Source organism: Allobosea sp. GW823-FHT02B03, from assembly GCF_058797755.1.
Genome location: NZ_JBXAJY010000001.1, coordinates 275,922 through 301,937, shown reverse-complemented (window position 1 = coordinate 301,937; position 26,016 = coordinate 275,922). Strand labels below are relative to the sequence as shown.

Below are 26,016 nucleotides of genomic sequence, written 5' to 3'. Positions count from 1 at the left end.
GGTTTAGTTCTGGAGGAAGGTTTCGAGCGTGAGGTCGCCGCCATCGGCGGCGCCGAGCAGGATACGGTGCAATGCGGTCGGCGAAGCCAACCGGTGCCGGGCGCAAGTCTGCCCCTCCCCGATCCGGATCGACAGCCCCCCCGCGTCGTTGACCGCGGCGAATCCGTTCTCGTCCGTGATGTCATCACCGACAAATATGGGTTGGCGGCCGGCATAGGCCTGCTGCTGCATGAGCCAGGCGATGGCACCGCCCTTGCTCGCCGTGGCCGGAACGAGCTCGGCCACCGCCTTGCCGCGCTGGAGGCGCATCGAAGGGCCGATCTCGGCCGCAAGCCGCTCCATCAGTTCCAACGCCTCGTCGGCCAGCGCGGGCGCCAGACGCCAATGCAGCGCGACCGACTGGCGCTTGTCCTCGACGATGATGCCGACATTCGCATTGGCGAAGCGCACCATAGCCCGCGTCGCGACGTGCAGCGCCTCGGACGGCGCCGCCAGCGGCGCTTCCTCGCCACCCAGGCGAATTTGCGCACCGTGCAAGCCGGCGGCGTCGAAGCGAAAAGGCGCTGTCATCGCGTCCAGAAACGCGACTGGCCGGCCTGACACCAGCGCGAGCGCGCCATCGAGGCGCTGGCGCAGCGCATCCAGCGCGCCCGGCACGCGGCGGTCGAGCCTGACATCCTCGGGCGAGGGCGCGATCTCGACCAGGGTTCCGTCGAAATCGAGAAACAATGCTATTGATGAGGTGCGCACCGCAGGCGGGGCGTGCGGCTCGGCGGCTTCGGGGCTCTGAGCTTGCGACATGGCGGCCTTGCTAGAGGACGAAACGGGCGAAAGGACGACCGTCCGTCGGCTCGCCACATTCGGGGTTCAGTTTCCCGCAGTCGCCACGATCCGGTCACGGCGACGACGCGATCCGGCCAAGAAGGCCGGCGTGCACACGAAACATTACGTCTGCCAGCGCGTTCTGTTCCCGCGCCATCGCGGCATTCGTCAACGAACAGTGAGGCATCATGCGTCTTGTGGTGGTTTCCAACCGCGTCACCATGCCAGAACGTGGCGAAAAAGTGGCAGCAGGAGGGCTGGCGGTAGCGCTGCGCTCGGCCCTCGAAAAGCATGGCGGCCTTTGGTTCGGTTGGAGCGGGACGACGAGCGCCGAGCCTTCGTCCCGCGTCGAACCCGTGCGTCTCGGCAATGTCTCGTACGCCGTCGTCGATCTCACCGAGGCCGAACGCCAGAGCTATTATCTCGGCTTCTCGAACCGCGCGCTGTGGCCGCTGATGCACTACCGGCTCGGCCTGACCGAGTTCGACCGCTCGGACTATGCCGGCTATCTCGGCGTCAACCGCCGCTTCGCCAAGCTGCTGGTGCCGCAGCTCAAGCCCGACGACGTGATCTGGATCCACGACTACCACCTGATCCCGCTGGCCGCCGAGCTGCGCCGCCGCGGCGTGACCAACCGCATCGGCTATTTTCATCACATTCCCTGGCCTTCGGCGGAGGTCTTCGGCGCCCTACCCTTCAGCGCGACCCTGATCAGCACGATGACGGCGTACGATCTCGTCGGCATGCAGACCCAGACCGATGCCGACAACCTGATCGGCGGGCTGGTGGCCCTGCGCGGCGCCCATCGCGATGGCGAACGGGTCAAGGCGGGTCCGCGCGAAACCGTGGTCCGGCCCTTCCCGATCGGCATCGACGTCGAATCCTTCCGCAAGCTCGCCGTCGCCTCGGTCCGCGCCGCGACCCAGCCGATCCGGGCGACCACCGGCCCGCTCGGCGGCCGCAAGTTGGTGATCGGCGTCGACCGGCTCGACTATTCCAAGGGCATCGTCCAGCGGCTCGAGGCCTTCGGCCAGTTCCTGCGCAGCCATCCCGAGCATCGGGGCAATGTCGGCCTGCTGCAGATCGCACCGCCCTCGCGCAGCGACGTGCCGGAATATGCCGAGCTCGACCGGCAATCGGACGAGGTCGCCGGACGCCTCAACGCCGCCCTCGGCGAGTTCGACTGGACGCCGATACGTGTGGTCAAGAAAGCCTATTCTCGCAGCGCTCTCGCTGGCTTCTACCGACGCGCCCAGGTCGGGCTGGTGACGCCGATGCGCGACGGCATGAATCTCGTCGCCAAGGAGTATATCGCCGCGCAGAACCCCGAAGACCCCGGTGTGCTCGTGCTTTCGCGCTTCGCCGGAGCGGCGCATCAGATGGGAGAGGCGCTGATCGTCAATCCCTACGACACCCACGAGGTCGCAGAAGCGATCCGCACCGCGCTCGCCATGCCGCAATCCGAACGCGTGCGGCGCTTCGAGCGGCTCTACGCCACAATCGCGGCGAGCGACATCGGCTGGTGGACCTCGCGCTATCTGGCCGCGCTGACCGGTGCCGAGGCCGCCGACAAGTTGGCGCCGCCCGAGCCGCCGCGGAAAGCCAGCGGAGCGACACGAAAGCCGGCGGCGCGGCAGCGTGCGACAACCCGGCCGGCAGCGAAAAAGCCGGCCGCGAAGACCGCCATACAGCCGGCCCAGGCAGCAAATGACGCTGCTTTAGGCGAGAAGCGCGGCAGCTTCGGGCAAAGGGCCGGTTCCAAGCCCTTGCCGAATGCCGCATCACCTCGCTAGAAGCAGGCGCGGATCGGACCTCGCTTGCAACTCTGGCGCGACGATGTCAGGTCTGGAGCGACACGTCGGCCTGTTAGGCTGTGGAGGCGGGCGGAGGGCATTTGATGCGAGGCGCACTCGGGGGATCGGGCGTTCTGCTACGCCGGCTCCGCGAGGTGATGGCAGCGCCGGTCAGCCCGCAGGAGCGGCTGGACCGGCTCGTCGTCCTGATCGCCGGCAATCTCGTGGCCGAGGTGTGCTCGGTCTATGTCCTGCGCGAAGACGGCTCGCTCGAGCTTTATGCCACCGAAGGCCTCAACCGCGAGGCGGTCCACCACACAACCATGCGCGCCGGCGAGGGCCTGGTCGGCCTGATCGCCAGCGAGGCCGAGCCGATCGCGCTCTCGGACGCGCAGGCGCACCCAGCATTCTCCTACCGCCCCGAGACCGGCGAAGAGATCTACCGTTCGTTCCTCGGCGTGCCGATCCTGCGCGGCGGCGCGGTGATGGGCGTGCTCGTCATCCAGAACCGGGCCTCGCGCATTTACAGCGAGGACGAGACCGAATCGCTGCAGACCACGGCCATGATCATGGCCGAGATGATCGCGGCCGGAGGGCTGAAGGCTCTGTCCCGGCCCGGCGCCGCGATCGGGCTGGAGCGGCCGATCCACGGCATCGGCACGACACTGGCCGACGGCGTCGGCCTCGGCTACGCCGTGCTGCATGAGCCGCGCGTCGCGATCACCGACCTGATCGCCGAGGATCCTGCCCTGGAAGTCTCGCGGTTGGAGGCGGCGATCGCGCGGATGCGCGCCGCGATCGACGAACTGATCGAGCGTGGCGACGTCGCCCATACCGGCGAGCATCGCGACGTGCTCGAGACCTTCCGCATGTTCGCCCATGACCAGGGCTGGCTGCGTCGCATGCGCGAGGCGGTGATGACCGGCCTCACTGCGGAGGCCGCGGTCGAGCGCGTCCAGTCGGATACGCGCGCCAAGATGCAGCGCCAGACCGACCCCTATCTGCGCGAGCGTCTGCACGATCTCGACGACCTCGCCAACCGGCTGCTGCGTACGCTGGTCGGCAAGCCGAACGGGGTCGCGCGCGAGCAGCTGCCCGAGAACGCCATCCTGATCGCCCGATCGATGGGGCCGGCGGCGCTGCTCGACTATGACCGCTCACATCTGCGCGGGCTCGTGCTGGAGGAAGGCGGGCCGACCAGCCATATCGCGATCGTGGCGCGTGCGCTCGGCATCCCGGCCGTGGGCGAGATCGCCAATGCCACGGCGCTGATCGAGGCTGGCGACGCGGTCATCGTCGATGGCCAGGCCGGCGAGGTCCAGATCCGGCCGCAGCCCGACGTCGAGAACGCCTACAAGGACAAGGCGCGCCTGCGTGCCCGCAAGCAGGAGCAGTACCGCAAGCTCAAGACGCAGCCGGCGGTGACCAAGGACGGCGTCGACATCACCCTGCAGATCAATGCCGGGCTCTTCGTCGATCTGCCCAACCTGGACGAGACCAACGCATCCGGCATCGGCCTCTTCCGCACCGAGCTGCAGTTCATGGTGGCGCAGCACATGCCGACCACCGCCGAGCAGCAGGCGCTCTACGGCGCCGTGCTGGCGGCGGCCAATGGCCGGCCGGTGACCTTCCGCACGCTCGACATCGGCGGCGACAAGGTGCTGCCCTATATGGAACGCGTCGAGGAGGAGAACCCGGCGCTGGGCTGGCGCGCGATCCGCATCGGACTCGACAAGCCGCGCCTGCTGCGGGCGCAGGTGCGGGCGCTGCTGCGCGCCGGCGCGGGCTACGACATGAAGATCATGCTGCCCATGGTCGCGACCGTGAACGAGTTCCTGCGCGCCCGGCTGATCGTGCGTCGCGAGCTCGCCGTGCTCGAGCGCGACGGCCGCCCGGCACCGTCCAGCCTGCAGCTCGGCGTCATGGTCGAAGTACCGTCGCTGCTGTTCGAACTGCCCGAAATCGCCCGCGAGGCCGATTTCCTCTCGATCGGCACCAACGACCTCATGCAGTTCCTCTTCGCGGCCGACCGCGAGAACCGGCGTGTCTCCGATCGCTTCGACCCGCTCTGCGCCGCCGGCCTCAGGGCCCTGCGCGCAATCATCGACGAGGCCGACAAGGCCGGCTGCCCGGTCACGGTCTGCGGCGAGATGGGGGGAAAGCCCATTGAAGCGCTGGCGCTGATCGCACTCGGCTACCGCTCCTTCTCGATGTCGGCGGCCTCTGTCGGACCGGTCAAGGCGATGCTGCGGACGCTCGACGCCGGCAAGGCGCGCCAGCGGCTCGACGCGTGGCTGGCGGCCTCCGACGGCGCGGCTAGCCTGCGCCCGCTCCTCGGCGCGCTCGCCGCCGAAATGAAGGTTCCGGTCTAGCGACGCTCGCGGCCGTGCCTGCCGGTAGCCGCCGGCCCCCATTGTTCAGCAAGATCGCATCATCGCCATGTCCCTCCTCCTCCCGCAAGACCGCCTCGACGGCATCGTCGCCCGCCATGCCGCGGCCAGCGACGCGATCAACCATGCGAGCGAGCCGACGCGGGTGGTCGAGCTCGCCAAGGAACTGGCCGAGCTCGATCCGGTCGTCGCGGCGATCGCTGCCTGGCGCAAGGCGCAGGCCGGGCTCGACGAGGCCCTGGCCATGATCGACGACCCGGCGACCGACACCGAAATGCGCGACCTCGCCTATGAGGAGCGCGACCATGCGCGCGCCGAGATCGAGGCGCGGGGGCGCGAGATCCTGATCGCGCTGCTGCCGAAGGATGCCGCCGACGAGCGCGGCGTCATCCTCGAGATCCGGGCCGGCACCGGCGGCGACGAGGCCTCGCTCTTCGCCGGCGACCTGCTGCGCATGTACCAGCGCTATGCCGCCCAGCAGGGCTGGAGCCTCGACATTCTCTCGGAGAGCGAAGGCACGGTCGGCGGCTTCAAGGAAGTGATCGCCGAGATCTCCGGCAAGGGCGTCTACGCCCGCTTGAAATACGAATCGGGTGTCCACCGGGTGCAGCGCGTGCCCGACACCGAGGCGAGCGGTCGGATCCATACCTCGGCCGCGACCGTCGCGACCCTGCCACTCGCCAGCGAGGTCGACGTCGCCCTCGACGAGAAGGACCTGCGCATCGACACGATGCGGGCCCAGGGCGCCGGCGGCCAGCACGTCAACAAGACGGAGTCGGCGGTGCGGCTGACCCATATCCCGAGCGGCATCGTCGTCCTGGTCCAGGACGAGCGCTCGCAGCATAAGAACAAGGCGCGCGCCTACGAGCTTATGCGCGCCAAGCTCTACGACCAGGAGCGCAGCCGCGCCGATGCCGAGCGCTCGGCCGACCGGCGTTCCCAGATCGGTTCCGGCGATCGCTCGGAGCGCATCCGCACCTACAACTTCCCGCAAGGCCGCGTTACCGACCACCGCATCAACCTGACGCTCTACAAACTCGACGAGATGATGCAGGGGCTGGTTCTGGACGAGATCATCGATGCGCTGACCGCCGCCCGCCAGGCGGAACTGCTCGCCGAGCAAGGCACGGTGTGAAACCTCACCCCGGTTCGCGCGTTACTGTCTCATCGTAACATCGTCCGGGGAGGATAGACATGAAGACCCTGCTCAGCAGCATCGCCCTTGTCGCCGCCATCGCCTTGACGCCGCTGGCGGCCGGGGCCCAGACCGGATCGCAAACCGCGCGAAAAGTCTTCAGCGGCGAGCCGGCCCATCTGCAGAAGGCCAAGACCGAGAAGCAGGCCAGGCAGGATTGCCAGCGCCAGTTCCGCGGCGCTAAGGAGAGCAAATCCGCGCTGCGGATCAAGGTGAACTCCTGCGTCCAGGAAGCGATGCAGGGCAACTGATCCGGCCGCAGGGCCGGCCCCAAGGACAGATTTGTCGCACTCAGGCCGCCCTGCCGACAATTCCACGCCCGCTGCCTCACCGGCGGCGGGCGATGCCGTTTCCGACGCCCGGCGCGCGCTGGCGCGGACGCTCAGGCAAGCAGGCATCGCCGATTACACTTTCGAAGCGCGCATCCTGATCGAAGATCTCGCCGGCAGCGGCGACAAGCTGGACGCCACCGCAGCAAACCGCCTCCGGGACGCATTGTCGCGGCGGCTCGCCGGCGAGCCGCTCTGGCGTGTTCTCGGCGCGCGCGAGTTCTGGGGGCTGAGTTTCTCGCTTTCGCCGGGCACGCTCGAGCCCCGGCCCGACAGCGAGAGCCTGATCGAGGCGACCCTCCATCATCTGGGCGAACGCCGGCAGGAGGCCATGAACTTCCTCGACCTCGGCACCGGGACGGGCTGCCTCCTGATCGCGGCGTTGAGCGAATTCCCGCAGGCGCGCGGCATCGGCGTCGATTTGTCCGAGGATGCGCTCGCGACCGCCACTGGCAACGCCATCAGCAACGGCGTCTCGGAGCGGGCCGAATTCAGGCTGGCGCGCTGGGACGAGGGGCTGACCGGGAGATTCGACCTGATCCTGTCGAATCCGCCCTATATCGCCAGCGATGACATCGCCCGGCTCGATTCCGGCGTGCGCGAATACGACCCGCTTCTGGCGCTCGATGGCGGACCGGACGGGCTCGACGCCTACCGCGCGCTCGCCGCCCTCCTGCCGGCCCGACTCGCGGCGGGAGGACGGGCGGTTCTCGAGATCGGCGCCGGCCAGGAAGATCAGGTACGCGCCCTGATGACGGCCGCGGGGCTGCGGTATCTGCAGTCCCATCGTGATCTCGGCGGCCATAGTCGCGCCCTCGTCTTTGCCGGCGAAATGTGATCCTGCACAGTTTCCTGCGCGATTTTGCTTGGAAAGGCTGCGGAAACCGGTTATGCACACTGGGTCTTGAAGACGGTGTCGTCAGCACTTAACCTTTAGCAAGGTCCAGCGTACCGGCCTGGCTTTCGGATCACTGCCAGGACCGACGTTACTGACACAGCCAAACCGAGACTTCCGAGCGCGCGGGATCGCCGCTCAGTCGGGAGCTGCAGAAGCTCCGTTGGAAAGAGCGCGTGAAGACCAATATCGGCGCAGAGCCCTTTCAGGTCGGATTGCCTCAGCGCGGCGTCGCAACCCGCCGCGCCTCATGGCGTCTGTGACGCCCTTGCAAGGTTGCCTCGAGTGAACAGAACGCGAGATTGACGCGAATGAGACCAGGTCAGAACCGGCGTATGCGCGGCCGTAACAACAACAATAACAACAATAATAGCGGTAACCGGAAGTCTCCTAACCCGTTGCAGCGGAGCTACGAATCGAACGGCCCCGACGTCAAGGTCAGGGGCACGGCTCAGCATGTCGCGGAGAAGTACCTGCAGTTGGCGCGTGACGCCCAGTCTTCGGGTGACCCGGTCGCGGCGGAGAACTATTTCCAGCACGCCGAGCACTATTACCGCATCCTGCTCGCGGCGCAGGAGCAGATGGCCCAGCAGTTCGGCCACAGCTTCCCGCCCAACCGCGCCTTCAGCGACGACCCCGACGAGAGCGAGGAGGAAGGCGAGGAGGAAGCTGGCGCATTCCAGGCCGGCGGCCAGCAGGCCGAGCGCCAGTCCTTCAACGGCAATGGCGTCAACGGTCATGGCGGGCAGCGCCAGGAGCGACAGGATGGCGAGGGCGGCGAAGGCCAGCCCGGCGGCCAGCGCTTCGAGCGGCCGAATCGCAATGAGCGCAACTTCGACCGGAATCAGGATCGCAACGGCCAGCGCCGCTTCGACCGCCCGGAGCGCGGCGAGCGGCAGGAGCGCGGTGAGCGTGGCGAACGCCGCTTCGAGCGCCAGGACGGCCAGCCGGCCCCCTATGCGCCGCGGCCCGAAGCCCAGCCCGGCGCCGAGCAGCCCGATTTCGCCCCGGCCCCGAGCCAGAGCGAGCGGCGCCCCGAGCGTCAGCCGCGTGGCGAGCGCCAGCGCCGCTCCGAGGCTCCGGCCGTCGCGGCCGAGCAGGAGGTCGCCGCCGCACTGCCGGCTTTCCTGACGACGCCGACGCGCGTGCCGATCGCCATCGCCAACGACGAGCCGGAAGCCGCCGCCCCCGCGCCGGCCCCTGCCCCCGTCGCCGAAGCTGCGGCGGTCGAGACCGCCGACGCCGCGTCTGAGGCCGAGAAGCCCAAGCGGGCGCCGCGCCGTCGCCGCTCGCCGCGCGAGGTCATGGATGCGCTCGGCTCCGACAGCGATACTGCTGCCGAGTGAGCGCAGGCTGCGACCACGCGATCACCAAGAACGGATGAGGGCCCGCAAGGGCCCTTTTTCGTGTCAGGCTATGGCGGCGGAAACAGGCTCGGGCGCCGCCACGGCTTCGAGCCGGGCACCGCGGGACAGGGTGCCACCGGCGAGGATCCGGCAATAGATCCCGCAGTCGACATGGCCATAGGCCTGCATCAGGGCCTTGGGGATCTGCAGATCGCGGACACCGGTTTGCGGATCGACATTGGTGGCGGCGCAGCGTTCGATCCGTTTGATCACCGAGAGGCGCAAACCGCCTGGTCCCTCCAGCTCCCGCCCGACCAGATCATTCTCGGCCCAGGCCGGGAGATCCTCGACCATGACATTGCCGCGAAAGCGCAGCGGGTCGATGGCGGCGCCCACTCGCGCCGCGAGATCGGCGACGCTCGCCAGATTGATGATCGAGAGAAAGCCCGAGCGCGAATCGGTGAAGCGATAACCTTCCGGCGCGGCCAGCAGACGCGGCCGGCCACGTAGTTCGTCCGGCATGAAGCCTTCGAAGAAAGCCGAGAGGCGTTCCCGGCCCTCCGGGCTTGCGGGCGCGATCCGCAGGACCTCGGCCCCTTCCTGCGCGATCACCAGCTCGCCGCTGGTGTCGTCATGGTGCGTCCGGAGCCGCGCGAGGGACTCGTTGCGCATCAGCATCAGGTATTTGATCTTGGGCTGATGCACCGGCTCGGCCGGATCGAATCCCGAGGGCCCGTTCTCGATGGCGAAGAGCCGGTCTCCCGGGAAGTAGCCGCCGGCCGGTAGCGCCGCGCTCGCCAGCGGTTCGGGCGAGAGCCCCTTGACCGGGTAGCGGTAGAGCGATGCGACGCGCATGGTCTTGTCCTCGGCAGTGCGACGAGGCGGGACCTTGCCATGCCAGGGGGTCGGCGATCCAGCGCCTAACCGGCAGCGATCGATGAAATGCCTAGATCGGACCGATCAGGACGCGTTGCCCGCTCCGAACTCATCCTCGCTCTCGGCGACGGAGCGCTGGCAGCCCCAGCCCGAGAGCACGTCGTCGGTCTGGTCGATGACGAAGAAGCGCGCCGCATCGCGCTCATAGCCTTCGGCGAGCAACCGGTCGTAATCGGTGTGGCTGTGGCGGACATGGCTGCCGAGGGCCAGCCAAAGCGCAGTGGTGGGCGGCAACGCCTTCATCTGATTGCGTCCGGCGAGCTCCAGCACCGCCTCGGCATCGCTGAGCGGAATACCGGGCGCCAGCGCCCGCAGCGCCTTGCGAATCGCTTGTTGCCGCTTGGTTCCGACCATGGCCGTACGCTGGGCGGGGGCAGCGACGATCGTCAATCCCAAACCGCCGCCGCCCCCCTTACGTTGCGCAGATGCAACACCTATCTGTCTGAACGAGGGGTCGCCCGACAGGGGGCTCCATCCTGATGAAAGGCAGCCGGCTCCGCCGCCACGGGGCGCGACCGGCGGGCGGAGGTATATTGATGAACATCGAGAAATACACGGACCGGGCGAAGGGCTTCCTGCAGGCAGCCCAGACCATCGCGATGCGCGAGGGCCATCCCCAGTTCACGCCCGAGCATGTGCTGAAGGCGCTGCTCGACGATGGCGAAGGCATGGCCGCGGGCCTGATCGACCGCGCGGGCGGCCAGTCGCGCCTGGCCAAGCAGATGGTCGACGCGGCGCTGGCCAAGCTGCCCAAGGTGAGCGGCTCCGGTGCCAGCGGCCCGCAGCTGACGCCTGCCCTGGCGCGCGTCTTCGGCACCGCCGAGACGGCCGCCGACAAGGCCGGCGACAGCTTCGTCACGGTGGAGCGGCTGCTGCTCGCGCTCGCGATCGAGAAGGAGACCGAGGCCGGCAAGGTGCTGGCGAAGGCCGGCGTCACGCCGCAGAGCCTGAATGCCGCGATCGAGGCGATCCGCAAGGGCCGCACCGCCGATTCCGCTTCGGCCGAGCAGAGCTATGACGCTCTGAAGAAATATGCGCGCGACCTCACCGCCGCGGCGCGCGAAGGCAAGCTCGACCCGGTCATCGGCCGCGACGAGGAGATCCGCCGCACCATCCAGGTGCTCTCGCGCCGGACCAAGAACAATCCCGTGCTGATCGGCGAGCCCGGCGTCGGCAAGACCGCGATCGCCGAAGGCCTTGCGCTGCGCATCGTCAATGGCGACGTGCCCGAGAGCCTGAAGGACAAGGAGCTGCTCGCCCTCGACATGGGCGCGCTGATCGCCGGCGCGAAATATCGCGGCGAGTTCGAGGAGCGGCTGAAGGCCGTGCTCTCCGAGGTTTCGGCCGCGGCGGGCGGCGTCATCCTGTTCATCGACGAGATGCACACCCTGGTCGGCGCCGGCAAGACCGACGGCGCGATGGATGCCTCCAACCTGCTGAAGCCGGCTCTGGCGCGCGGCGAGCTGCATTGCATCGGCGCGACCACGCTCGACGAGTATCGGAAATACGTCGAGAAGGACGCGGCGCTCGCCCGTCGCTTCCAGCCCGTCTTCATCGACGAGCCGACGGTCGAGGACACGATCTCGATCCTGCGCGGGCTCAAGGAGAAGTACGAGCAGCATCATCGCGTGCGGATCACCGACTCGGCGCTGGTCGCGGCGACGACACTGTCGAACCGCTACATCACCGACCGCTTCCTGCCCGACAAGGCGATCGACCTCGTCGACGAGGCTTCGGCGCGCCTGCGCATGCAGGTCGATTCCAAGCCCGAGGAGCTCGACTCGATCGACCGCGAGATCGTCCGCCTGCGCATCGAGCAGGAGGCGCTCAAGAAGGAGAGCGACGCCGGCTCGCAGGAGCGGCTGCGGCGGCTCGAAGCCGAACTCGCCGAGCTCGAAGCCCGTTCGGCCACGATCACGGCGCGCTGGAAGGCCGAGAAGGACAAGCTCGGCCATGCCGCTGAGATCAAGACCAAGCTCGACAATGCCCGCAACGAACTGGCGCAGGCACAGCGCAAGGGCGAGTACCAGCGCGCAGGCGAGCTCGCCTATGGCGAGATCCCGCAGCTCGAGAAGGCGCTCGCCGATATCGAGGCCAATGGCGACTCGTCCGGCATGGTCGAGGAAGCCGTGACGCCCGACCATGTCGCGCAGGTGGTCAGCCGCTGGACCGGCGTGCCCGTCGACAAGATGCTCGAAGGCGAGAAGGACAAGCTGCTGCGCATGGAGGAGAGCCTCGCCAAGCGCGTCGTCGGCCAGGAGGAAGCGGTCGAGGCCGTCTCCAAGGCGGTCAGGCGCGCCCGCGCCGGGCTGCAGGACCCGAACCGGCCGATCGGCTCGTTCATGTTCCTCGGCCCGACCGGCGTCGGCAAGACCGAGCTGACCAAGGCGCTCGCCGCGTTCCTGTTCGACGACGAGACGGCGATGGTCCGGCTCGACATGTCCGAATACATGGAGAAGCACTCGGTCAGCCGGCTGATCGGCGCGCCTCCGGGCTATGTCGGCTATGAGGAAGGCGGCGCGCTGACCGAAGCCGTGCGGCGCCGGCCCTATCAGGTCGTGCTGTTTGACGAGGTCGAGAAGGCGCATCCGGACGTGTTCAACGTCCTGCTGCAGGTGCTCGACGACGGTCGTCTGACCGACGGCCAGGGCCGTACGGTCGACTTCCGCAACGTCCTGATCATCATGACCTCGAATCTCGGTTCGGAGTTCCTGGTGAACCAGCCCGAGGGCGAGGACAGCGACGCCGTGCGCGACGAGGTGATGGGCGTGGTGCGCCATGCCTTCCGGCCGGAGTTCCTCAACCGGATCGACGATATCATCCTGTTCCACCGCCTGCGGCGGTCGGATATGGGCGCGATCGTCGACATCCAGATGGGCCGCCTCGACAAGCTCCTGAGCGATCGCAAGATCGCGCTCGAGCTCTCCGACGAGGCGCGCGACTGGCTGGCCGCCAAGGGCTACGACCCGGCCTATGGCGCCCGCCCGCTGAAGCGGGTGATCCAGAAGTCGGTGCAGGACCCGCTGGCCGAGCTGCTGCTCGCCGGCACGATCCGCGACGGCGAAAGCGTGCCGCTGACCGTCGGCCCCGCCGGGCTGATGCTCGGCGAATTCCCCGCGGCGAGCGAAAGCCGCCCGGCTGGGGTCGCACTGAACTGAACTTCGCCCAGCTGCGAAAAACGGAGGGCGCCGCGCAAGCGGCGCCTTTTTTCTTTCCGGAGTCGTCCCGGGCGACCGAAGGGAGACCCGGGACCCATGCCGGAACCTTCGTCGGCGAGGCTCAGGCATGGGTCCCGGATCAGCGCCGCTTCGCGGCTGGTCCGGGACGACGGCGTGGGGTGGCGAGCCTCACTCCATCCGGGCCGCAGTCCGCATCACCGCGAGCGCGAGCGTCTGCGCCGCCGGGACGATGCTCTCGACCTCCAAGAACTCGTCCGGCGTATGGGCCATGCCGCCGACCGGGCCGACGCTGCACAGGGTCGGGCAGCCCTGGGCAGCGGTGAAGCCGGAATCGGCGCAGCCGCCAGTGTATTCGGCGGTGACAGCGATGCCGAAGCTGGCGGCCGCATCGCGATAGGCCTCGTAGAGTTCGGCCGACTCAGCCGTCGTCTCCAGCGGCAGGAACTCGCCCTTGATGGTGAGCTGCGCCGAGGAACCCGCGACCACGGGCGTCTCGACAATGGCGCGGATCGCGTCGACCAGCTCGTCGCGCTGCGCCCTGGTGCGGTAGCGCAGATCGATCTCGCACCAGGCATGCGGAGCGACGGTGTTGACCGTCTGGCCACCACCGATCAGCCCGACATTGACCGTGACGCCGGCTTCGAGATCGGTCAGCCCCTGGAGCTGCGGGATCTTGTGGCCGAGATCAACGATGGCCGAGATGCCCTTCTCGTAATTCGCGCCGGAATGGGCGGCCTTGCCCTGGAAATCGGCCCGCATGAAGACGCCTCCCTTGCGGCCGGAGGTCACCGACTGCCTGCGGTCGCTGGCGAATTCGGTGCCGGCCGGAAGCCGGCTCGGCTCGGCATTGAAGACGCAGCGCGACTCGCGCGCCGCCGCCTCGATCACCGGGCGCGAGGATGGCGAGGCGATCTCCTCGTCGCTGGTGGTCAGCATCATCAGTGGCGCCTTCAGCCCGCCATTGGCGGCAAAGGCGGCGGCGACGAAGGCCTCGATGACGAGCCCGGCCTTCATGTCGGCGACGCCCGGCCCATAGGCGCGGCCATCGCGGATGGTGAACGGCCGGCGTGTCGGCTCGCCCTCCGGGAAGACGGTGTCGCGGTGGCCGAGCAGCAGGACCGGCCGCTGATCGTTGGCCGTCGGATTGGGCAGGCGCGCCTTGACCGCGTCGCCATAGCGGGCATCGGGCACGATCTCGACGGTGAGCCCGTTCTTCTCGTGGAAGCGGGCCAGTACCTGTCCGGCGCGATCGACACCCGCCTTGTCGTAGGAGCCGGAATCGGTGTCGACCATCTCGCGCAGGAGGTCGATCATCGCCTGCTTGCGCTCGCCAAGCCAGGCGGTCACCTTGGCTTCTTCGGCAGTCATGTCGCTCATCGTCGGGCTCTCTGTGGTTCCGGATACGAAGGAGGCCGAGGCTAGAGCATTTTCGAGCGAAGTGGGTACCGGTTCGCGTGAAGAAAATGCGATAAAACAAAGGGCTAGAGCATTGAGGCGACGGCAGGGAACCGGCATTCGCGCCTGACATCCCCGCTGTTCAGGCAAGGACCTAGCCTGCTTCGCCTTCGGAAGGCCGTCATCGGCCATGATCATGCAGCGGGCATTCCGGGTGGAGGATGCGAGGATGATGCTCCACATCATCGTTTCAGGCGTGGTTCAGGGCGTCGGCTACCGGCAATGGCTGCGGGAGCGCGCGCTCGCCGCCGGAGTGACCGGCTGGGTGCGAAACCGCAGCGACGGCATGGTGGAGGCCCTTCTCTGCGGAGCGCCGGAAACGGTGGAGAACCTGGTCGCCGAGGCGCGAAAGGGCCCGCGCGGCGCTGTGGTCGCCGACATCGAACGCCGCGAGGCCTCGGCTTCGGCAGCCGCCCTTGCGAACGGCGATTTCACGATCGCCCGCAGCATCTGACGGGCGAGACCTCTTCGCTGCACGGCTTTTTATTGACCAAGGAGAGTTTCATTGCCCCCAAGCTGCCCCGTCCCGACATCAGCCGAACGACACTACATCGAGATCCAGGAACGGGCGGAGCAGACGATGTTGGCTGCGATCTATGGGGCGCTCCGGACCGCCAGCGAGCAAGCCGCGGACGAGCTGAAAGCGATCGGTGCCGAACTGCCGCCGCCGGATCACGATTACTTTGTCGCCGTAGCCCAGCAGAAGCTGTTCCTCATGCTGTGCGGTGCCGACCCCGAGACATTCGAGGGCGGAAATCCTGATATTGCCGCCGCGGTGCTCCGGAACGGTCAGAACATCCTCGACCATTATTGGAGCAAGGGTTTCACCAAGACCGCCGGATAGTCCCAGTCCTTGGTCCGCCGCCTTGGCTCACACCGCCCCATAGAAAAGCCCCGCCGGCTCGCGCCGGCGGGGCTGTTTTCGTTTCGGCGCTCAGGCGGCTTCGAGATGGCCGATGCCGTCGATCAGCATGTTGGTGCCGCGGCCGGCGAGGCCCCACTGGCGTGTCATGACGCCCGCCGCGGTGGTCAGCACGCCCCCGGTGGTCAGGGCGACGCCCAGGACCTTCTGGCCGAGGCCGGCGCCGGCGACCGTGTCGAGATCGGCATCGGTCAGGGCAACGGAGGTGTCGCGGGCGGTGTCGCAAGCGTGGCTGTCGGTCATGATCGGCTTTCCTCTCGTCCTGGGCCGGTGGCTTCTTCGCCCGGCCTGATGAGAGGCATTTCACCGTCCTGCGCTTACACGCACCTTACAGCCGCGGCGGGCTTACTAGTCGCGGTCGATCAGGACGTAGGCAGCCATCGCCGCGTAATGCTGGGATGGTCCGCTCCCCGCCCAACCTAGCCGCTCCCAAGGTTAGGGGTTCACGGCCTCGTTCAGCACGTCGCCCTAAGGCGCCAGCGGATTGCGGGGCTTACGGGACAGGATCTTGTCGATCGCCTTGCCGCGAGCGAGTTCGTCGATGAGCTTGTCGAGGTAGCGGATCTCCCGCATCAACGGCTCGGTGATTTCCTCGACGCGTACGCCGCAGACCACCCCGGTTATGTCCGCCCGCGCGAGGTTGAGAGCCGGCGCCTGGGCGAAGAAGCTCTCATAGTCCGTATTCTTCGCCAGTTGGGATGCGAGAGCCTCGCTGCCATAGCCGGTGAGCCAGTGGATGATCTCGTCGACCTCGGCCTTTGTGCGGCCTTTCCGCTCCGCCTTCGCCACCAGCAGCGGATACACCTTGGCGAAACTCATTTTATAGATGCGGTGCTCGGTCATCACCTCCACCATCAATGATGCGGCGCGAGCGCCCGTGGGACCAGACATCAACAGAGCAAACCTCGGGCCCGAGCTCAAGCCAGCGCACCCCGATCGCGATGCCGAAAGAGCTCGGCTCGGCCGCCTGAAACGATCGCTGCCTGCGACGGCGAAGTGCGGGACCAGGCTCGGCGCCTGCCCTGCTACGCCAGTTGCGCGACTTCCTTGTCGACCAGCCTGGCGACTTCTTCGGTTGCATCGAGCAGCGCACGTTCATCCTGCTGGGCCCTCGAGACGATAGCCCCCCCCTGGAACACCGTTTGAGCCAGCAGGGCGAGAGCCTTGGCGCGGTCGGCCGGCAGGCCGGCCTTCAGCAGCATCTCCTCCATCAGGCCCATCCAGACGCCGAAAGCCTCGCGGCACAGATCGAGAAGGGCCGGCAGGTCATCTGCGCCATCATTGACGAGCGGCGAAATCGGGCAGCTTCGCTCGTAATTCGTCGTCCGCATCAGTTCGGCGATGCGTTCCGAAATGGTTCGCAACGCCGCGCCGGGGGTTTCCGCATTGGCGATGATGTCGGCGGTCGACAGCGTCACCTCGTCGACCGCAGCACGGGTCGCTTCCAGGGCGAGCTGCCCCTTGCCGCCGGGAAAGTGGAAATAGAGCGAGCCTCGCGGAGCGCCGCTCTCGGCGAGGACATCATTCAGCCCCGTACCGAAATAGCCGCGCGTCTGCAGGAGCTTGGCAGCCGCCTGCAGCATCCGATCCTTTGTCGTGTTCGCCATGGCCATACCCTGGCACGGTTGACAGGAATATGAAAACCGGTCTACAAAATATGTAGATTGGTCTATATAAATTTGAAGAATTGCCGTGCAAGGGCCGCAGACGCGGAGACCGCGTCACCGCGCCGACCATGCGCTCCGGACCGCCAAGGGAGGACTGCAATGCCGAAGACGATCTACGTAAATCTGCCGGTTAAGGATCTCGCCGCTGCGACCCGCTTCTATGAGGCGATCGGCTGCGAGAAGAACGAGCGGTTCAGCGACCACCAGGCGTCGAGCATGGTCTGGTCCGACACCATCACATTCCACCTGTTGTCGCAGGCCTATTTCTCGACCTTCACGCCAAAGCGGATCGCAGACACCCATGCGACGAGCGAGGTGCTGCTGGCCTTGGCCCGCGACAGCCGCGAGCAGGTCGACGCCATCGTCGCGGCGGCGGCAGCGGCCGGCGGGAAAGCCGACATCCGCGCGCCGCAGGACATGGGCTGGCTGTACACACGGGCCTTCGAGGACCCCGACGGCCACGTGTTCGAAGCGATATCGGCGGACATGGAGGCTGCGCCTGCCGAGATGAATGCATAGCTCCGGGTGACGATGGCCGGACGGAAGAAGGATCGCCCCGTCGCTGTTCGACCGGCCAGGTCGGACGATCATCACGCCTGGCTAACGCTCTGGAGCGCCTATCACGCCTATGGGCCTCAAGGCGGGGCGCCTCCCCCTGCTGAAGTTTCGGCTGCCAGCTGGGCCAAACTCCTCGATCCGGCCATTCCCATGCAGGCTCTGGTTGCCGAGCACGCGCGTGAACTGGTCGGATTTGCCCATATCGTCTTCCACCCGACGACGAGCCTCGCAGGTCCGTCAGCGCTCCTGGTGGACCTGTTCGTCAAGCCGGCTTTGCATGGTCGTGGCATTGGCCGCGGGCTGATGCAGGCGGCCATCGTGTCGGCCGAAATCGCCGGCGCCGAGCGCCTGACTTGGAATGTGCGCCCAGACAACGCAGCAGCGCTTCGTCTTTACGACAGCATGGGAGCTCCCTCCGGCCACATCGTCTACCGGCGTGAGCTGCGCTGAGCGCGATTGCGGTTTCAAGCTAAAGCGACGAGCAGCCGATCGGCAGATCGAAAGGAATGCCGGTCGCACAGGGCTCGCACCGGCGCCATGTGCGGCGGCCTGGCAATAGAAGAGCCCCGCCGGGCAGCCGGCGGGGCTTGAGGTCGATGGGGCACCGCACCGGCGCCCCGCGAACCATCCGCCTTACTCGGCGGCGCGCTGCGGCGTGTTCTCGGTGACCGAGATGGCCGGGCGCTCGCGACCATCCGCCTTGGCGAGCGCGCGGCGCACGCCATTGCCGTAGTCGGGATGGATCTTGTCGAAATGCGCGAGCTGGCGCTCCTCGATCGCCTGCGGGATGCCGCCCATCGCCGCGGCGATGTTGGAGAACAGGCGGTCCTTCTGACCCTGGTCGAACAGGTTGAACAGCGCGCGCGGCTGACCGTAGTCGTCATTGCCGATGCGATGGTTGTAGCGGTCGGCATTGCCGTCGATGCGCAGCGGCGGCTCCTTCGCCGACGGCTCCTCGACCGGGCCGCCGAAGGAGTTCGGCTCGTAATAGGCGTCGGGATTGCCCGTCTTGATGCCGCCGAACGTGTTCATCTGGCCGTCGCGGTGATAGTGGTGCACCGGGATCTTCGGCTGGTTGACCGGGATGTGCTCGTAATGCGTCCCGAGCCGGTGGCGATGGGCGTCGGCATAGGAGAAGATCCGGGCCTGCAGCATCTTGTCGGGCGAGAACCCGATGCCCGGCACGATGTTCGAGGGCGAGAAGGCAGCGTTCTCGATCTCGGCGAAGTAGTTCTCCGGATTGCGGTTCAGCTCCATCACGCCGATGTCGATCACCGGGTACTCGGCATGCGGCCAGACCTTGGTGAGATCGAACGGGTTGTAGGAGGTCTTCTCGGCATCGAGCTCCGGCATGATCTGAACCTGCACCTTCCAGCGCGGGTACTCGCCGCGCTCGAGCGCGTTGTAGAGATCTTCCTGCGTCGACTCGCGGGTCTTGCCGACGACGACGGCAGCCTCGTCATTGGTCCAGTGCTTATGGCCCTGCATGGTCTTGAAGTGGAACTTGACCCAGTAGCGCTCGCCGCTGTCGTTCCAGAACGAATAGGTGTGCGAGCCGTAGCCGTTGATGTGGCGCACATCGGTCGGCAGGCCGCGATCGGACATCAGGATGGTGACCTGATGCAGGCTCTCGGGCGAGAGCGACCAGAAATCCCACATCGCCGTCGGCGAGCGCATATTGGTCTTGGGGTGGCGCTTCTGGGTGTGGATGAAGTCCGGGAACTTCACGGGATCGCGCACAAAGAAGACCGGCGTATTGTTGCCGACCAGATCCCAGTTGCCGTCCTGCGTGTAGAACTTCAGCGCGAAGCCGCGCACGTCGCGCTCCGCGTCGGCGGCGCCCATCTCGCCGGCCACGGTCGAGAAGCGGGCGATCATCGGCGTGACGGCGCCGGGCTGCAGCGCCTTGGCCTTTGTGTACTTCGAGATGTCGCCGGTGATGGTCAGCGTGCCATGCGCGCCCCAGCCCTTGGCGTGGACGGCGCGCTCGGGGATGCGTTCGCGGTTCTGGTGGGCCAGCTTCTCGATCAGCTGATAGTCCTGCATCAGGACCGGGCCGCGCTCGCCGGCGGTGATGGAATTCTGGTTGTCCGGGATCGGCGCACCGGCGCTCGTCCGCATGATCGGGTTCTTAGACATCGTGTCCTCCACCTGCAGCCAATTGGAACCAGCAGGCCGGAAGGGCGGCCTGGCTGGAATTGGAGGAAGTAACAGGACATTGCGACGATGATGTCCAATACCGTTTGCGCCAGGCCACGATAGGTTTATCTTATCGTCATGTTCACCTTGAAACAGCTCCGCTATTTCGCCGCGGTGGCACGCCATCGCCATTTCGGCCGCGCCGCCGCCGAATGCCATGTTAGCCAGCCCGCCCTTTCCTTGCAGATCCAGGAGCTCGAACGCTTCCTCGGGACGCAGCTGGTCGAGCGCCGCCGCAACGCCATCACCCTGACGGAGGCCGGGCACGACATCGCCGAGCGGGCCAACCGCATCCTGATCGAGGCGAACGACCTGATCGACCACGCCCGGCATCGGCCGAAGCTGCTCAGCGGCCGGCTCGAGCTCGGCGTCATCCCCTCGATCGCGCCCTATCTGCTGCCCACAACGCTGCCGCGCCTGCAGGAAAGCTACCCCGCGCTCGATCTCGGGCTGCGCGAGACGCAAACCGCGACCCTGCTCGACGACCTCGTCGAGGGGCTGCTCGACGTCGCCCTGCTCTCGCTGCCGATCGACCGATCCGGGCTGGAGACCATGCACCTGTTCGACGACGCCTTCCTGCTGGCGCTGCCCTCCGGCCCGACCGGCGACGGCACGGCGATGACGCCGGAAGCGGCGCTGGCCGGCGAGAATCTGCTGCTGCTGGAAGAGGGACATTGCCTGCGCGACCAGGCGCTGAGCTTCTGTGGACTGGCCAGCCTCGGCTCTCGCCGGCAATACGGCGCCTCCAGCCTGTCGACGATCATGCAGATGGTCGCAAACGGTTTTGGCACGACATTGCTGCCGGCGATGGCGCTGCCGATCGAGTGCCGGCCGGACATGCCGGTCAAGCTCTACCGCTTCGCCCCGCCGGCACCGAGCCGCTCCATCGGCCTGGCCTGGCGCCGAACCTCGGCGCGCAAGGCCGATTTCCATGCGCTGGGGCGCATCCTCGCCGAGATCGGCAGTTCGCTGGCCGAGGGGCGCGAAGGCGGGCCGCCGATCGAGCCGGAGACGCTGCGCCTGCCCGCGCCTCAGCGCCGCGCTTCGTAGGCCATCCTCAGCGCGAAACCTGCGAGCACCGTGCCCATCAGCCAGCGCTGGGCCAGCGACCAGAGCGGCCGCGTGCGCAGGAACAGCGCGATGCCGCCGGCGGCGAAGGTGATCAGCGTGTTGACGCTGACGCTGACGACGATCTGGATCAGCCCGAGCAGGATCGACTGGCCGAGGACACTGCCCGCCGCCGGATCGATGAACTGCGGCAGCAGCGCGAGATAGAACATCGCGATCTTCGGATTGAGCAGGCTCGTCAGCAAGCCCATCATGAAGAGCTTGCGCGGCCCGTCATGCGGGAGGTCGCGGACATGGAAGGGCGAGCGGCCACCGGGGCGCAGGGACTGCCAGGCCAGCCAGAGCAGATAGCCGGCGCCAAGCAGCCGGAGCGCGTCATAGGCGTAGGGCACAGCGAAGACGAGCGCGGTGATGCCGAAGGCCGCGCAGAAGACGTAAAACAGGAAGCCGAGCGCGATGCCGCCGAGCGAGACCATGCCTGCCATCGGCCCCTGCGCGATCGAGCGCGAGATCAGGTAGACCATGTTCGGGCCGGGCGTCAGCACCATGCCCAGCGCCACGAGGGTGAAGGCCAGCAACGTCGATAGTTCGGGCATGGTGATCTCTCCGGATCCGATAGCCGAACCATGCGCAGAGCGCTCGAATCCGGACAAGACGCCACACATGCAGGAGCGGTATGGCCTATGGGCAAACGCCTGCGTCCAGCGTGGGATCGGCCGGGCTCAGCCGCGCATATCGACCAGCACGAGATCGGTATCGCCCGGCTTTACGCCAGCACCTGTCAGCATGGCGTGGACCTGGCCGCGATGATGGGTCTGGTGGTTGAAGAAGTGGACGACGAGCTGGGCCCGCGGCCGGGTGAGCTCGCGGCGGGAGATGCCGGAGACCCAGGTCAAATCGCCGGCGAGCCATTCCGGCGAGAGCCCGGCCGCCCAGTCGCCGATCACGGCGTCGGTTGCCCGTCGCTCGGCGACGAGCTCGTCCCAATCTTCGATCATGCGGGAGGATTCGCTGCCGGGGGCATCGGGCTTCGGCATTCCGGCGAAGCGGTGGAGCCACATCCGGTCGCCCCAGAGGAGATGGCAGAAAGTCCCGTGGATCGAGCCGAAGAAGGCGCCACGATCCTGCCGCCGCGCCGCATCGCTCAATGTCGCCGCGGCGCCGTAGAGGTTCTCGTTCTGCCAGGCGTTGTAGCGCGCCATGGTGACGGCATAGGCGGTATCGATCACGGCGTTGCTCCCCTCGTTCTGGCTTGGACGTCCCCGCAACCCTCATCCCGAGCAGCCGCAGCAACGGCGTCTCGAAGGACGAGGCCGCGGAGCCTGCCTCAGATGATGTTGGCCTCCAAGAGCGGCCGGCCCGCAACGATGCGCTCATGGCCGAGATCGGCAAGGTCGAGGCTCAGATAGCGGCCATGCGCGATGTGCTCGGCGAGGCCGCGCCCGACCGCCGGCGATTGCTGCAGACCGTGACCGGAGAAGCCGTTGGCGAGATAGAGATTGGTCACGCCCACGGCAGGTCCGACGATGGCATTGCCGTCGAGCCCGTTCATGTCATAGGGGCCGGCCCAGGCCCGGCCGGGGCGGATCGCCTCGAAGGCGGGGATGCGATGGGCCAGAGCCGGCCATACCGTCTCCTCGAAGAAGGACCAGTCGACATCCTCGACATCGGCGGCCTGCTCGTCCCAGTCGGGATCGTGCTGGCCTTCCACCGGCGAGGCACCGCAGATGAACATCTGCCCTTCGGCGCCGCGCTTCCCCTCCGGCCGGCAATAGGCACCCGAGGTGTCGATCAGCAGCGGGCAGTTGTCGACCTCGCCCTTGCAGGTGAAGGTGAAGACATAGCGCTTCTTCGGTGCGACCGGGATCGCGACGCCGGCCGTTTCCGCCAGTCTCGCGCCATGCGAGCCGGCGGCGTTGACCACTGCCCCGCAAGCGATGCGGCTGCCATCGGAGAGCTCTACACCGGTGACCCGCCCGCCTTCGACGATGTAGCTGGCGACCGCGCCCTGGCGGTACGCGACGCCGAGGGAGCGCGCCTTCTTGCGGAAAGCCTGGAGCAGGGCCCAACCGTCGAACCAGCCCTCGCCACTGACGCCATAGGTGCCGCAGGCGAGATCCGAGGTGTTGAGCCAGCCGAACTTGCCGCCGAGCGCTTCGGCCGACAGCAGGGCGATGTCGGCGCCCTCCGCCTGCTGAAGGCGCTGATTGGCCGCGAGCACCGGAGCGCCCTCGCCGCTCGCAACATAGAGATAGCCGCCCTCGTGCAGATCGATGGAGGGGACCTCGCCATCGACGGAAAGATGGCTGCCGATATCGCGCAGGAAGCCGATGCCGTGGAGCGAGATGCGGATGTTCACCGCGCTCGAGAACTGCTGGCGGATCGAAGCCGCGGAGAGGGCCGATGCCGAGTAGCGATAGGTCGGGTCCTTCTCGATCACCACGACCTTGCCCTTGAAGCCGGGATCGGCGGCAAGATGATAGGCGACGGAGGAGCCGATCGCGGCCCCGCCGACGATCACGACATCTGCGGTTTCTGAAACGGGCGGCATTCTGGACCTGCGACGAAGGAGGGAAGGTTCGTGACCTTTTCGCATGATTGGCGCGGCTTTCCGCTCTTGTCGAGAGCTGCTAGCCGACGCCCTCGCATTCACCCAGCAGCCAGTCGCGGAAGGCGATCACGGTCGGCAGGCTCGCCTTGGCCTCGGGATAGACGAGGTAATAGCCCTCCGACCCGCGCACCGGCCGGTCGACCGGGATGACGAGCGCGCCGGAGCGCAACTCCTCCTCAACCAGGAGGCGCGGCACGATGGCGATGCCGAGACCGGCGACGGCAGCCTGCGCCACCATGGCGAACTGCTCGAAGCGCGGGCCCATCAGTGCTCGCTCCGGCGGCAGCCCCTGCTTCTCCAGCCAGTCGGCCCAGGCCCGCGGCCGCGTCGACTGCTGCAGCAAGGGCTGGCGCAGCAGGTCGGCCGCCTCCTTGAGGCCGACCCGCGCCACCAGCGCCGGCGCCGCCACCGGCACTACCTCCTCGCCCATCAGCCGGTGCAGCCGCGCACCCGGCCAGACCGGATGGCCGAAGTGTATCGCCGCATCGGCCGGGTCGTGGGCGAAGTCGAAAGGCACGATCCGCGTCGAGAAATTGATGGTGACGCCGGGATGGGCCTCGGTGAAGCGCGGCAGCCGCGGAATCAGCCAGCGCGTGCCGAAAGTCGGCAAAATGGCGAGGTGCAGCAGGCCGGCGGCTCCGCGAAAGGCCATGGCCGAGAGGGTCGCTGCGGCGAGGCGGGAGAGGCCGTCGCGGACTTCCGCCGCATAGGCGGCTCCGGCCGGCGTCAGGCTGACACGCTTCTTGACGCGCTCGAACAGGCTCAGGCCGAGACTCTGCTCGAGTAGGGCGACCTGGCGGCTGACCGCCCCTTGCGTCAGGTTCATCTCCTCGGCGGCACGGGTGAAGCTGCCATGGCGTGCCGCCGCCTCGAAGGCGGCCAGTGCCGAGAGGGAGGGCACCGAGAGGCGGCCGGGCACGAGCTCAGACGTCATGAGAAAACCTCATCAATATATGAGAACATATCGGTTGCCCGCGGCGACCGAAAGAGGGCATTCTCCGGCGGAACCGACAGGCTTTTCGACGCTCGCCTTCCGCCGCGCCCCACGCGGGCCGGGACGGCGATCCGTTTCATGCGCTTCTCCCCGCGACGGGCAGGAGCGCCAGGCACAGGTACGAGATGACCACTTCCCTTCCCAAAGACGCCCTCGCCCTCCTCCAGCGCCTCGGCGTGCCGGAAGCCGCCTATGCCGGCGCCGGCCTCTCGGCCCGCTCGCCGATCACCGGCGAGACCGTCGCGACCCTGCGCGAGACCTCGCCGGCCGAGGCCGAGGCTGCGATCGGCCGGGCCCAGTCGGCCTACCTCGCCTGGCGCAAGGTGCCGGCGCCGCGCCGCGGCGAGTTCGTGCGCCTGCTCGGCGAGGAGCTGCGCGCCGCCAAGACCGATCTCGGCCTGCTGGTGACGCTCGAAGCCGGCAAGATCACCTCCGAGGGCCTCGGCGAGGTCCAGGAGATGATCGACATCTGCGACTTCGCCGTCGGCTTGTCGCGCCAGCTCTACGGCCTGACCATCGCCACCGAGCGCCCGAGCCACCGCATGATGGAGACCTGGCACCCGCTCGGCGTCTGCGGCGTGATCTCCGCCTTCAACTTCCCGGTCGCGGTCTGGTCGTGGAATGCGGCGCTCGCCTTCGTCTGCGGCGACAGCGTCGTCTGGAAGCCCTCCGAGAAGACCCCGCTGACCGCGCTCGCCGTCCAGGCGATCGTCGAGAAGACGATGAAGCGCTTCGGCCCCGAAGCCCCGGCCGGCCTCTCCGAGGTCTTGATCGGCGGCCGCGAGATCGGCGACATCCTGGTCCAGGACCATCGCGTTCCGGTCGTCTCCGCCACGGGCTCGACCCGGATGGGCAAGGAAGTCGGCCAGAAGCTGGCGGCGCGCTTCGCCCGCGCCATCCTCGAGCTCGGCGGCAACAACGCCGCGATCGTCGCCCCCTCGGCCGATCTCGACATCGCGCTGCGCGGCATCGCCTTCGCGGCGATGGGCACCGCCGGCCAGCGCTGCACCACGCTGCGCCGCCTGATCGTGCACGAGAGCGTCTATGACGCGCTGATCCCGAAGCTGATCAAGGTCTACGGCTCGGTGAAGATCGGCGATCCCCGCGAAGCCGGCGTGCTGGTCGGCCCGCTGGTCGACGAGGCCGCCTATCAGGGCATGCAAAAGGCGCTGTCCGAGGCCAAGGCCGCCGGCGGCAAGGTCCATGGCGGCGAGAAGGTCGATGTCGGCCAGGGCGGCTTCTATGTCCGCCCGGCGCTGGTCGAGATGCCCGCGCAGACCGGCCCGGTCGAGCGCGAGACCTTCGCCCCGATCCTCTATGTCATGAAGTACAGCAGCCTCGATCAGGCGATCGCCATGCAGAACGCGGTCGGCGCCGGCCTGTCCTCGTCGATCTTCACCATGAACATGCGCGAGGCCGAGCTCTTCGTCTCGGATGAGGGCTCGGATTGCGGCATCGCCAACGTCAATATCGGCCCGTCCGGCGCCGAGATCGGCGGCGCCTTCGGTGGCGAGAAGGAGACCGGTGGCGGCCGCGAGGCCGGCTCGGACGCCTGGAAGGCCTATATGCGCCGCGCCACCAACACGGTGAACTACGGCACCACCTTGCCGCTGGCGCAGGGCGTCAGCTTCGACGTGGATGCGTGAGACTTTGAACT

General features: G+C 67.6%; 25 protein-coding genes. 13 read left to right on the top strand and 12 right to left on the bottom strand.

Annotation, left to right across the window (positions count from 1 at the left end; genetic code table 11):
* Positions 1-3: 3 nt before the first annotated feature.
* Positions 4-801 carry a trehalose-phosphatase gene (gene otsB / locus AC1REK_RS01430; protein ID WP_316016711.1) on the bottom strand — a complete coding sequence of 266 codons (798 nt, stop codon included), beginning with the start codon at positions 799-801 and terminating at the stop codon, positions 4-6.
* Positions 802-1,007: 206 nt separating this feature from the next.
* On the opposite strand from otsB, the gene AC1REK_RS01425 reads away from it, so the two are divergent.
* The 6 genes from AC1REK_RS01425 to AC1REK_RS01400 all read left to right on the top strand — a co-directional run bounded on the left by AC1REK_RS01425 (position 1,008) and on the right by AC1REK_RS01400 (position 8,770).
* Complete coding sequence (locus AC1REK_RS01425; RefSeq protein WP_414644998.1) at positions 1,008-2,615, top strand: alpha,alpha-trehalose-phosphate synthase (UDP-forming); 1,608 nt, start codon at positions 1,008-1,010, stop codon at positions 2,613-2,615.
* Between the two features lie 104 nt (positions 2,616-2,719).
* Positions 2,720-4,987: a phosphoenolpyruvate--protein phosphotransferase gene (gene ptsP, locus AC1REK_RS01420; protein WP_316016709.1), complete on the top strand. Its 2,268-nt coding sequence runs from the start codon at positions 2,720-2,722 to the stop codon at positions 4,985-4,987.
* Positions 4,988-5,054: 67 nt separating this feature from the next.
* Entirely contained in the window at positions 5,055-6,140 is a 1,086-nt protein-coding gene (prfA, locus tag AC1REK_RS01415; protein WP_492267450.1) for a peptide chain release factor 1, read from the top strand.
* Between the two features lie 59 nt (positions 6,141-6,199).
* Positions 6,200-6,451, top strand: coding sequence for a hypothetical protein (locus AC1REK_RS01410; protein ID WP_327523645.1), 252 nt, complete (start codon positions 6,200-6,202; stop codon positions 6,449-6,451).
* Between the two features lie 31 nt (positions 6,452-6,482).
* Entirely contained in the window at positions 6,483-7,367 is an 885-nt protein-coding gene (gene prmC, locus AC1REK_RS01405; protein ID WP_492267451.1) for a peptide chain release factor N(5)-glutamine methyltransferase, read from the top strand.
* A gap of 368 nt (positions 7,368-7,735) precedes the next feature.
* The gene (locus AC1REK_RS01400; RefSeq protein ID WP_492273775.1) at positions 7,736-8,770 is read left to right on the top strand and encodes a DUF4167 domain-containing protein; all 1,035 of its coding nucleotides are present in this window, start codon (positions 7,736-7,738) and stop codon (positions 8,768-8,770) included.
* Between the two features lie 63 nt (positions 8,771-8,833).
* Here the strand turns inward: AC1REK_RS01400 and AC1REK_RS01395 are convergent, their stop codons facing one another.
* Entirely contained in the window at positions 8,834-9,625 is a 792-nt protein-coding gene (locus tag AC1REK_RS01395) for an MOSC domain-containing protein (protein ID WP_492267453.1), read from the bottom strand.
* A 105-nt stretch (positions 9,626-9,730) separates the two neighbouring features.
* Positions 9,731-10,096, bottom strand: coding sequence for a DUF2293 domain-containing protein (locus tag AC1REK_RS01390; RefSeq protein ID WP_492267454.1), 366 nt, complete (start codon positions 10,094-10,096; stop codon positions 9,731-9,733).
* Between the two features lie 146 nt (positions 10,097-10,242).
* On the opposite strand from AC1REK_RS01390, the gene clpB reads away from it, so the two are divergent.
* Positions 10,243-12,864: an ATP-dependent chaperone ClpB gene (gene clpB, locus AC1REK_RS01385; protein ID WP_492267455.1), complete on the top strand. Its 2,622-nt coding sequence runs from the start codon at positions 10,243-10,245 to the stop codon at positions 12,862-12,864.
* Between the two features lie 189 nt (positions 12,865-13,053).
* Here clpB and AC1REK_RS01380 read toward each other — a convergent pair whose 3' ends face one another.
* Entirely contained in the window at positions 13,054-14,253 is a 1,200-nt protein-coding gene (locus AC1REK_RS01380) for a M20 family metallopeptidase (protein WP_492267673.1), read from the bottom strand.
* A 217-nt stretch (positions 14,254-14,470) separates the two neighbouring features.
* Between AC1REK_RS01380 and AC1REK_RS01375 the strand changes: the two genes are divergently transcribed.
* Together AC1REK_RS01375 and AC1REK_RS01370 are read left to right on the top strand one after the other, a co-directional pair.
* Positions 14,471-14,794, top strand: coding sequence for an acylphosphatase (locus tag AC1REK_RS01375; protein ID WP_316016700.1), 324 nt, complete (start codon positions 14,471-14,473; stop codon positions 14,792-14,794).
* Between the two features lie 126 nt (positions 14,795-14,920).
* Positions 14,921-15,184 carry a hypothetical protein gene (locus tag AC1REK_RS01370; protein WP_492267456.1) on the top strand — a complete coding sequence of 88 codons (264 nt, stop codon included), beginning with the start codon at positions 14,921-14,923 and terminating at the stop codon, positions 15,182-15,184.
* 90 nt (positions 15,185-15,274) lie between these two features.
* Here the strand turns inward: AC1REK_RS01370 and AC1REK_RS01365 are convergent, their stop codons facing one another.
* From AC1REK_RS01365 to AC1REK_RS01355, 3 genes are all read right to left on the bottom strand, one after another.
* Positions 15,275-15,505 (bottom strand): hypothetical protein, encoded by a 231-nt coding sequence (locus tag AC1REK_RS01365; RefSeq protein WP_316016698.1) that lies wholly within the window; start codon positions 15,503-15,505, stop codon positions 15,275-15,277.
* Between the two features lie 225 nt (positions 15,506-15,730).
* A complete protein-coding gene (locus tag AC1REK_RS01360) occupies positions 15,731-16,105 on the bottom strand; it encodes a DUF2200 domain-containing protein (RefSeq protein ID WP_492267457.1) in 375 nt (124 codons plus the stop codon).
* Positions 16,106-16,287: 182 nt separating this feature from the next.
* Positions 16,288-16,869 carry a TetR/AcrR family transcriptional regulator gene (locus tag AC1REK_RS01355; RefSeq protein ID WP_492267458.1) on the bottom strand — a complete coding sequence of 194 codons (582 nt, stop codon included), beginning with the start codon at positions 16,867-16,869 and terminating at the stop codon, positions 16,288-16,290.
* A gap of 159 nt (positions 16,870-17,028) precedes the next feature.
* On the opposite strand from AC1REK_RS01355, the gene AC1REK_RS01350 reads away from it, so the two are divergent.
* Positions 17,029-17,448 (top strand): VOC family protein, encoded by a 420-nt coding sequence (locus tag AC1REK_RS01350; RefSeq protein WP_492267459.1) that lies wholly within the window; start codon positions 17,029-17,031, stop codon positions 17,446-17,448.
* 12 nt (positions 17,449-17,460) lie between these two features.
* Positions 17,461-17,937 (top strand): GNAT family N-acetyltransferase, encoded by a 477-nt coding sequence (locus tag AC1REK_RS01345; RefSeq protein ID WP_492267674.1) that lies wholly within the window; start codon positions 17,461-17,463, stop codon positions 17,935-17,937.
* 183 nt (positions 17,938-18,120) lie between these two features.
* On the opposite strand, the gene AC1REK_RS01340 is transcribed toward AC1REK_RS01345, so the two are convergent.
* Complete coding sequence (locus AC1REK_RS01340) at positions 18,121-19,626, bottom strand: catalase (protein WP_492267460.1); 1,506 nt, start codon at positions 19,624-19,626, stop codon at positions 18,121-18,123.
* 138 nt (positions 19,627-19,764) lie between these two features.
* Here AC1REK_RS01340 and AC1REK_RS01335 point away from each other — a divergent pair, with 138 nt between their 5' ends.
* The gene (locus AC1REK_RS01335) at positions 19,765-20,736 is read left to right on the top strand and encodes a hydrogen peroxide-inducible genes activator (RefSeq protein WP_492267461.1); all 972 of its coding nucleotides are present in this window, start codon (positions 19,765-19,767) and stop codon (positions 20,734-20,736) included.
* Here AC1REK_RS01335 and AC1REK_RS01330 read toward each other — a convergent pair.
* From AC1REK_RS01330 to AC1REK_RS01315, 4 genes are all read right to left on the bottom strand, one after another.
* Positions 20,718-21,350, bottom strand: a complete 633-nt coding sequence (locus tag AC1REK_RS01330; RefSeq protein ID WP_316016692.1) for a LysE family translocator — start codon at positions 21,348-21,350, stop codon at positions 20,718-20,720. The two genes, AC1REK_RS01335 and AC1REK_RS01330, sit on opposite strands and share 19 nt — an antisense overlap.
* 126 nt (positions 21,351-21,476) lie before the next feature.
* The gene (locus tag AC1REK_RS01325; RefSeq protein WP_492267462.1) at positions 21,477-21,983 is read right to left on the bottom strand and encodes a DinB family protein; all 507 of its coding nucleotides are present in this window, start codon (positions 21,981-21,983) and stop codon (positions 21,477-21,479) included.
* Positions 21,984-22,081: 98 nt separating this feature from the next.
* Complete coding sequence (locus AC1REK_RS01320; protein WP_492267463.1) at positions 22,082-23,305, bottom strand: NAD(P)/FAD-dependent oxidoreductase; 1,224 nt, start codon at positions 23,303-23,305, stop codon at positions 22,082-22,084.
* Between the two features lie 79 nt (positions 23,306-23,384).
* Positions 23,385-24,299 carry a LysR family transcriptional regulator gene (locus AC1REK_RS01315; RefSeq protein ID WP_492267464.1) on the bottom strand — a complete coding sequence of 305 codons (915 nt, stop codon included), beginning with the start codon at positions 24,297-24,299 and terminating at the stop codon, positions 23,385-23,387.
* 185 nt (positions 24,300-24,484) lie between these two features.
* Here AC1REK_RS01315 and amaB point away from each other — a divergent pair, with 185 nt between their 5' ends.
* Entirely contained in the window at positions 24,485-26,005 is a 1,521-nt protein-coding gene (gene amaB, locus AC1REK_RS01310) for an L-piperidine-6-carboxylate dehydrogenase (protein ID WP_492267465.1), read from the top strand.
* The last annotated feature ends 11 nt before the right edge of the window (positions 26,006-26,016 follow it).

What these genes read in the sequence shown, in the direction of transcription:
- otsB (WP_316016711.1), bottom strand. Translation starts at nt 801, where the DNA reads ATGTCGCAAGCTCAGAGCCCCGAAGCCGCCGAGCCGCACGCCCCGCCT.
- ptsP (WP_316016709.1), top strand. Translation starts at nt 2,720, where the DNA reads ATGCGAGGCGCACTCGGGGGATCGGGCGTTCTGCTACGCCGGCTCCGC.
- prfA (WP_492267450.1), top strand. Translation starts at nt 5,055, where the DNA reads ATGTCCCTCCTCCTCCCGCAAGACCGCCTCGACGGCATCGTCGCCCGC.
- AC1REK_RS01410 (WP_327523645.1), top strand. Translation starts at nt 6,200, where the DNA reads ATGAAGACCCTGCTCAGCAGCATCGCCCTTGTCGCCGCCATCGCCTTG.
- AC1REK_RS01400 (WP_492273775.1), top strand. Translation starts at nt 7,736, where the DNA reads ATGAGACCAGGTCAGAACCGGCGTATGCGCGGCCGTAACAACAACAAT.
- AC1REK_RS01395 (WP_492267453.1), bottom strand. Translation starts at nt 9,625, where the DNA reads ATGCGCGTCGCATCGCTCTACCGCTACCCGGTCAAGGGGCTCTCGCCC.
- clpB (WP_492267455.1), top strand. Translation starts at nt 10,243, where the DNA reads ATGAACATCGAGAAATACACGGACCGGGCGAAGGGCTTCCTGCAGGCA.
- AC1REK_RS01380 (WP_492267673.1), bottom strand. Translation starts at nt 14,253, where the DNA reads ATGACTGCCGAAGAAGCCAAGGTGACCGCCTGGCTTGGCGAGCGCAAG.
- AC1REK_RS01375 (WP_316016700.1), top strand. Translation starts at nt 14,471, where the DNA reads ATGATCATGCAGCGGGCATTCCGGGTGGAGGATGCGAGGATGATGCTC.
- AC1REK_RS01370 (WP_492267456.1), top strand. Translation starts at nt 14,921, where the DNA reads ATGTTGGCTGCGATCTATGGGGCGCTCCGGACCGCCAGCGAGCAAGCC.
- AC1REK_RS01365 (WP_316016698.1), bottom strand. Translation starts at nt 15,505, where the DNA reads ATGACCGACAGCCACGCTTGCGACACCGCCCGCGACACCTCCGTTGCC.
- AC1REK_RS01360 (WP_492267457.1), bottom strand. Translation starts at nt 16,105, where the DNA reads ATGACCGAGCACCGCATCTATAAAATGAGTTTCGCCAAGGTGTATCCG.
- AC1REK_RS01355 (WP_492267458.1), bottom strand. Translation starts at nt 16,869, where the DNA reads ATGGCGAACACGACAAAGGATCGGATGCTGCAGGCGGCTGCCAAGCTC.
- AC1REK_RS01350 (WP_492267459.1), top strand. Translation starts at nt 17,029, where the DNA reads ATGCCGAAGACGATCTACGTAAATCTGCCGGTTAAGGATCTCGCCGCT.
- AC1REK_RS01345 (WP_492267674.1), top strand. Translation starts at nt 17,461, where the DNA reads ATGGCCGGACGGAAGAAGGATCGCCCCGTCGCTGTTCGACCGGCCAGG.
- AC1REK_RS01340 (WP_492267460.1), bottom strand. Translation starts at nt 19,626, where the DNA reads ATGTCTAAGAACCCGATCATGCGGACGAGCGCCGGTGCGCCGATCCCG.
- AC1REK_RS01335 (WP_492267461.1), top strand. Translation starts at nt 19,765, where the DNA reads ATGTTCACCTTGAAACAGCTCCGCTATTTCGCCGCGGTGGCACGCCAT.
- AC1REK_RS01330 (WP_316016692.1), bottom strand. Translation starts at nt 21,350, where the DNA reads ATGCCCGAACTATCGACGTTGCTGGCCTTCACCCTCGTGGCGCTGGGC.
- AC1REK_RS01320 (WP_492267463.1), bottom strand. Translation starts at nt 23,305, where the DNA reads ATGCCGCCCGTTTCAGAAACCGCAGATGTCGTGATCGTCGGCGGGGCC.
- AC1REK_RS01315 (WP_492267464.1), bottom strand. Translation starts at nt 24,299, where the DNA reads ATGACGTCTGAGCTCGTGCCCGGCCGCCTCTCGGTGCCCTCCCTCTCG.
- amaB (WP_492267465.1), top strand. Translation starts at nt 24,485, where the DNA reads ATGACCACTTCCCTTCCCAAAGACGCCCTCGCCCTCCTCCAGCGCCTC.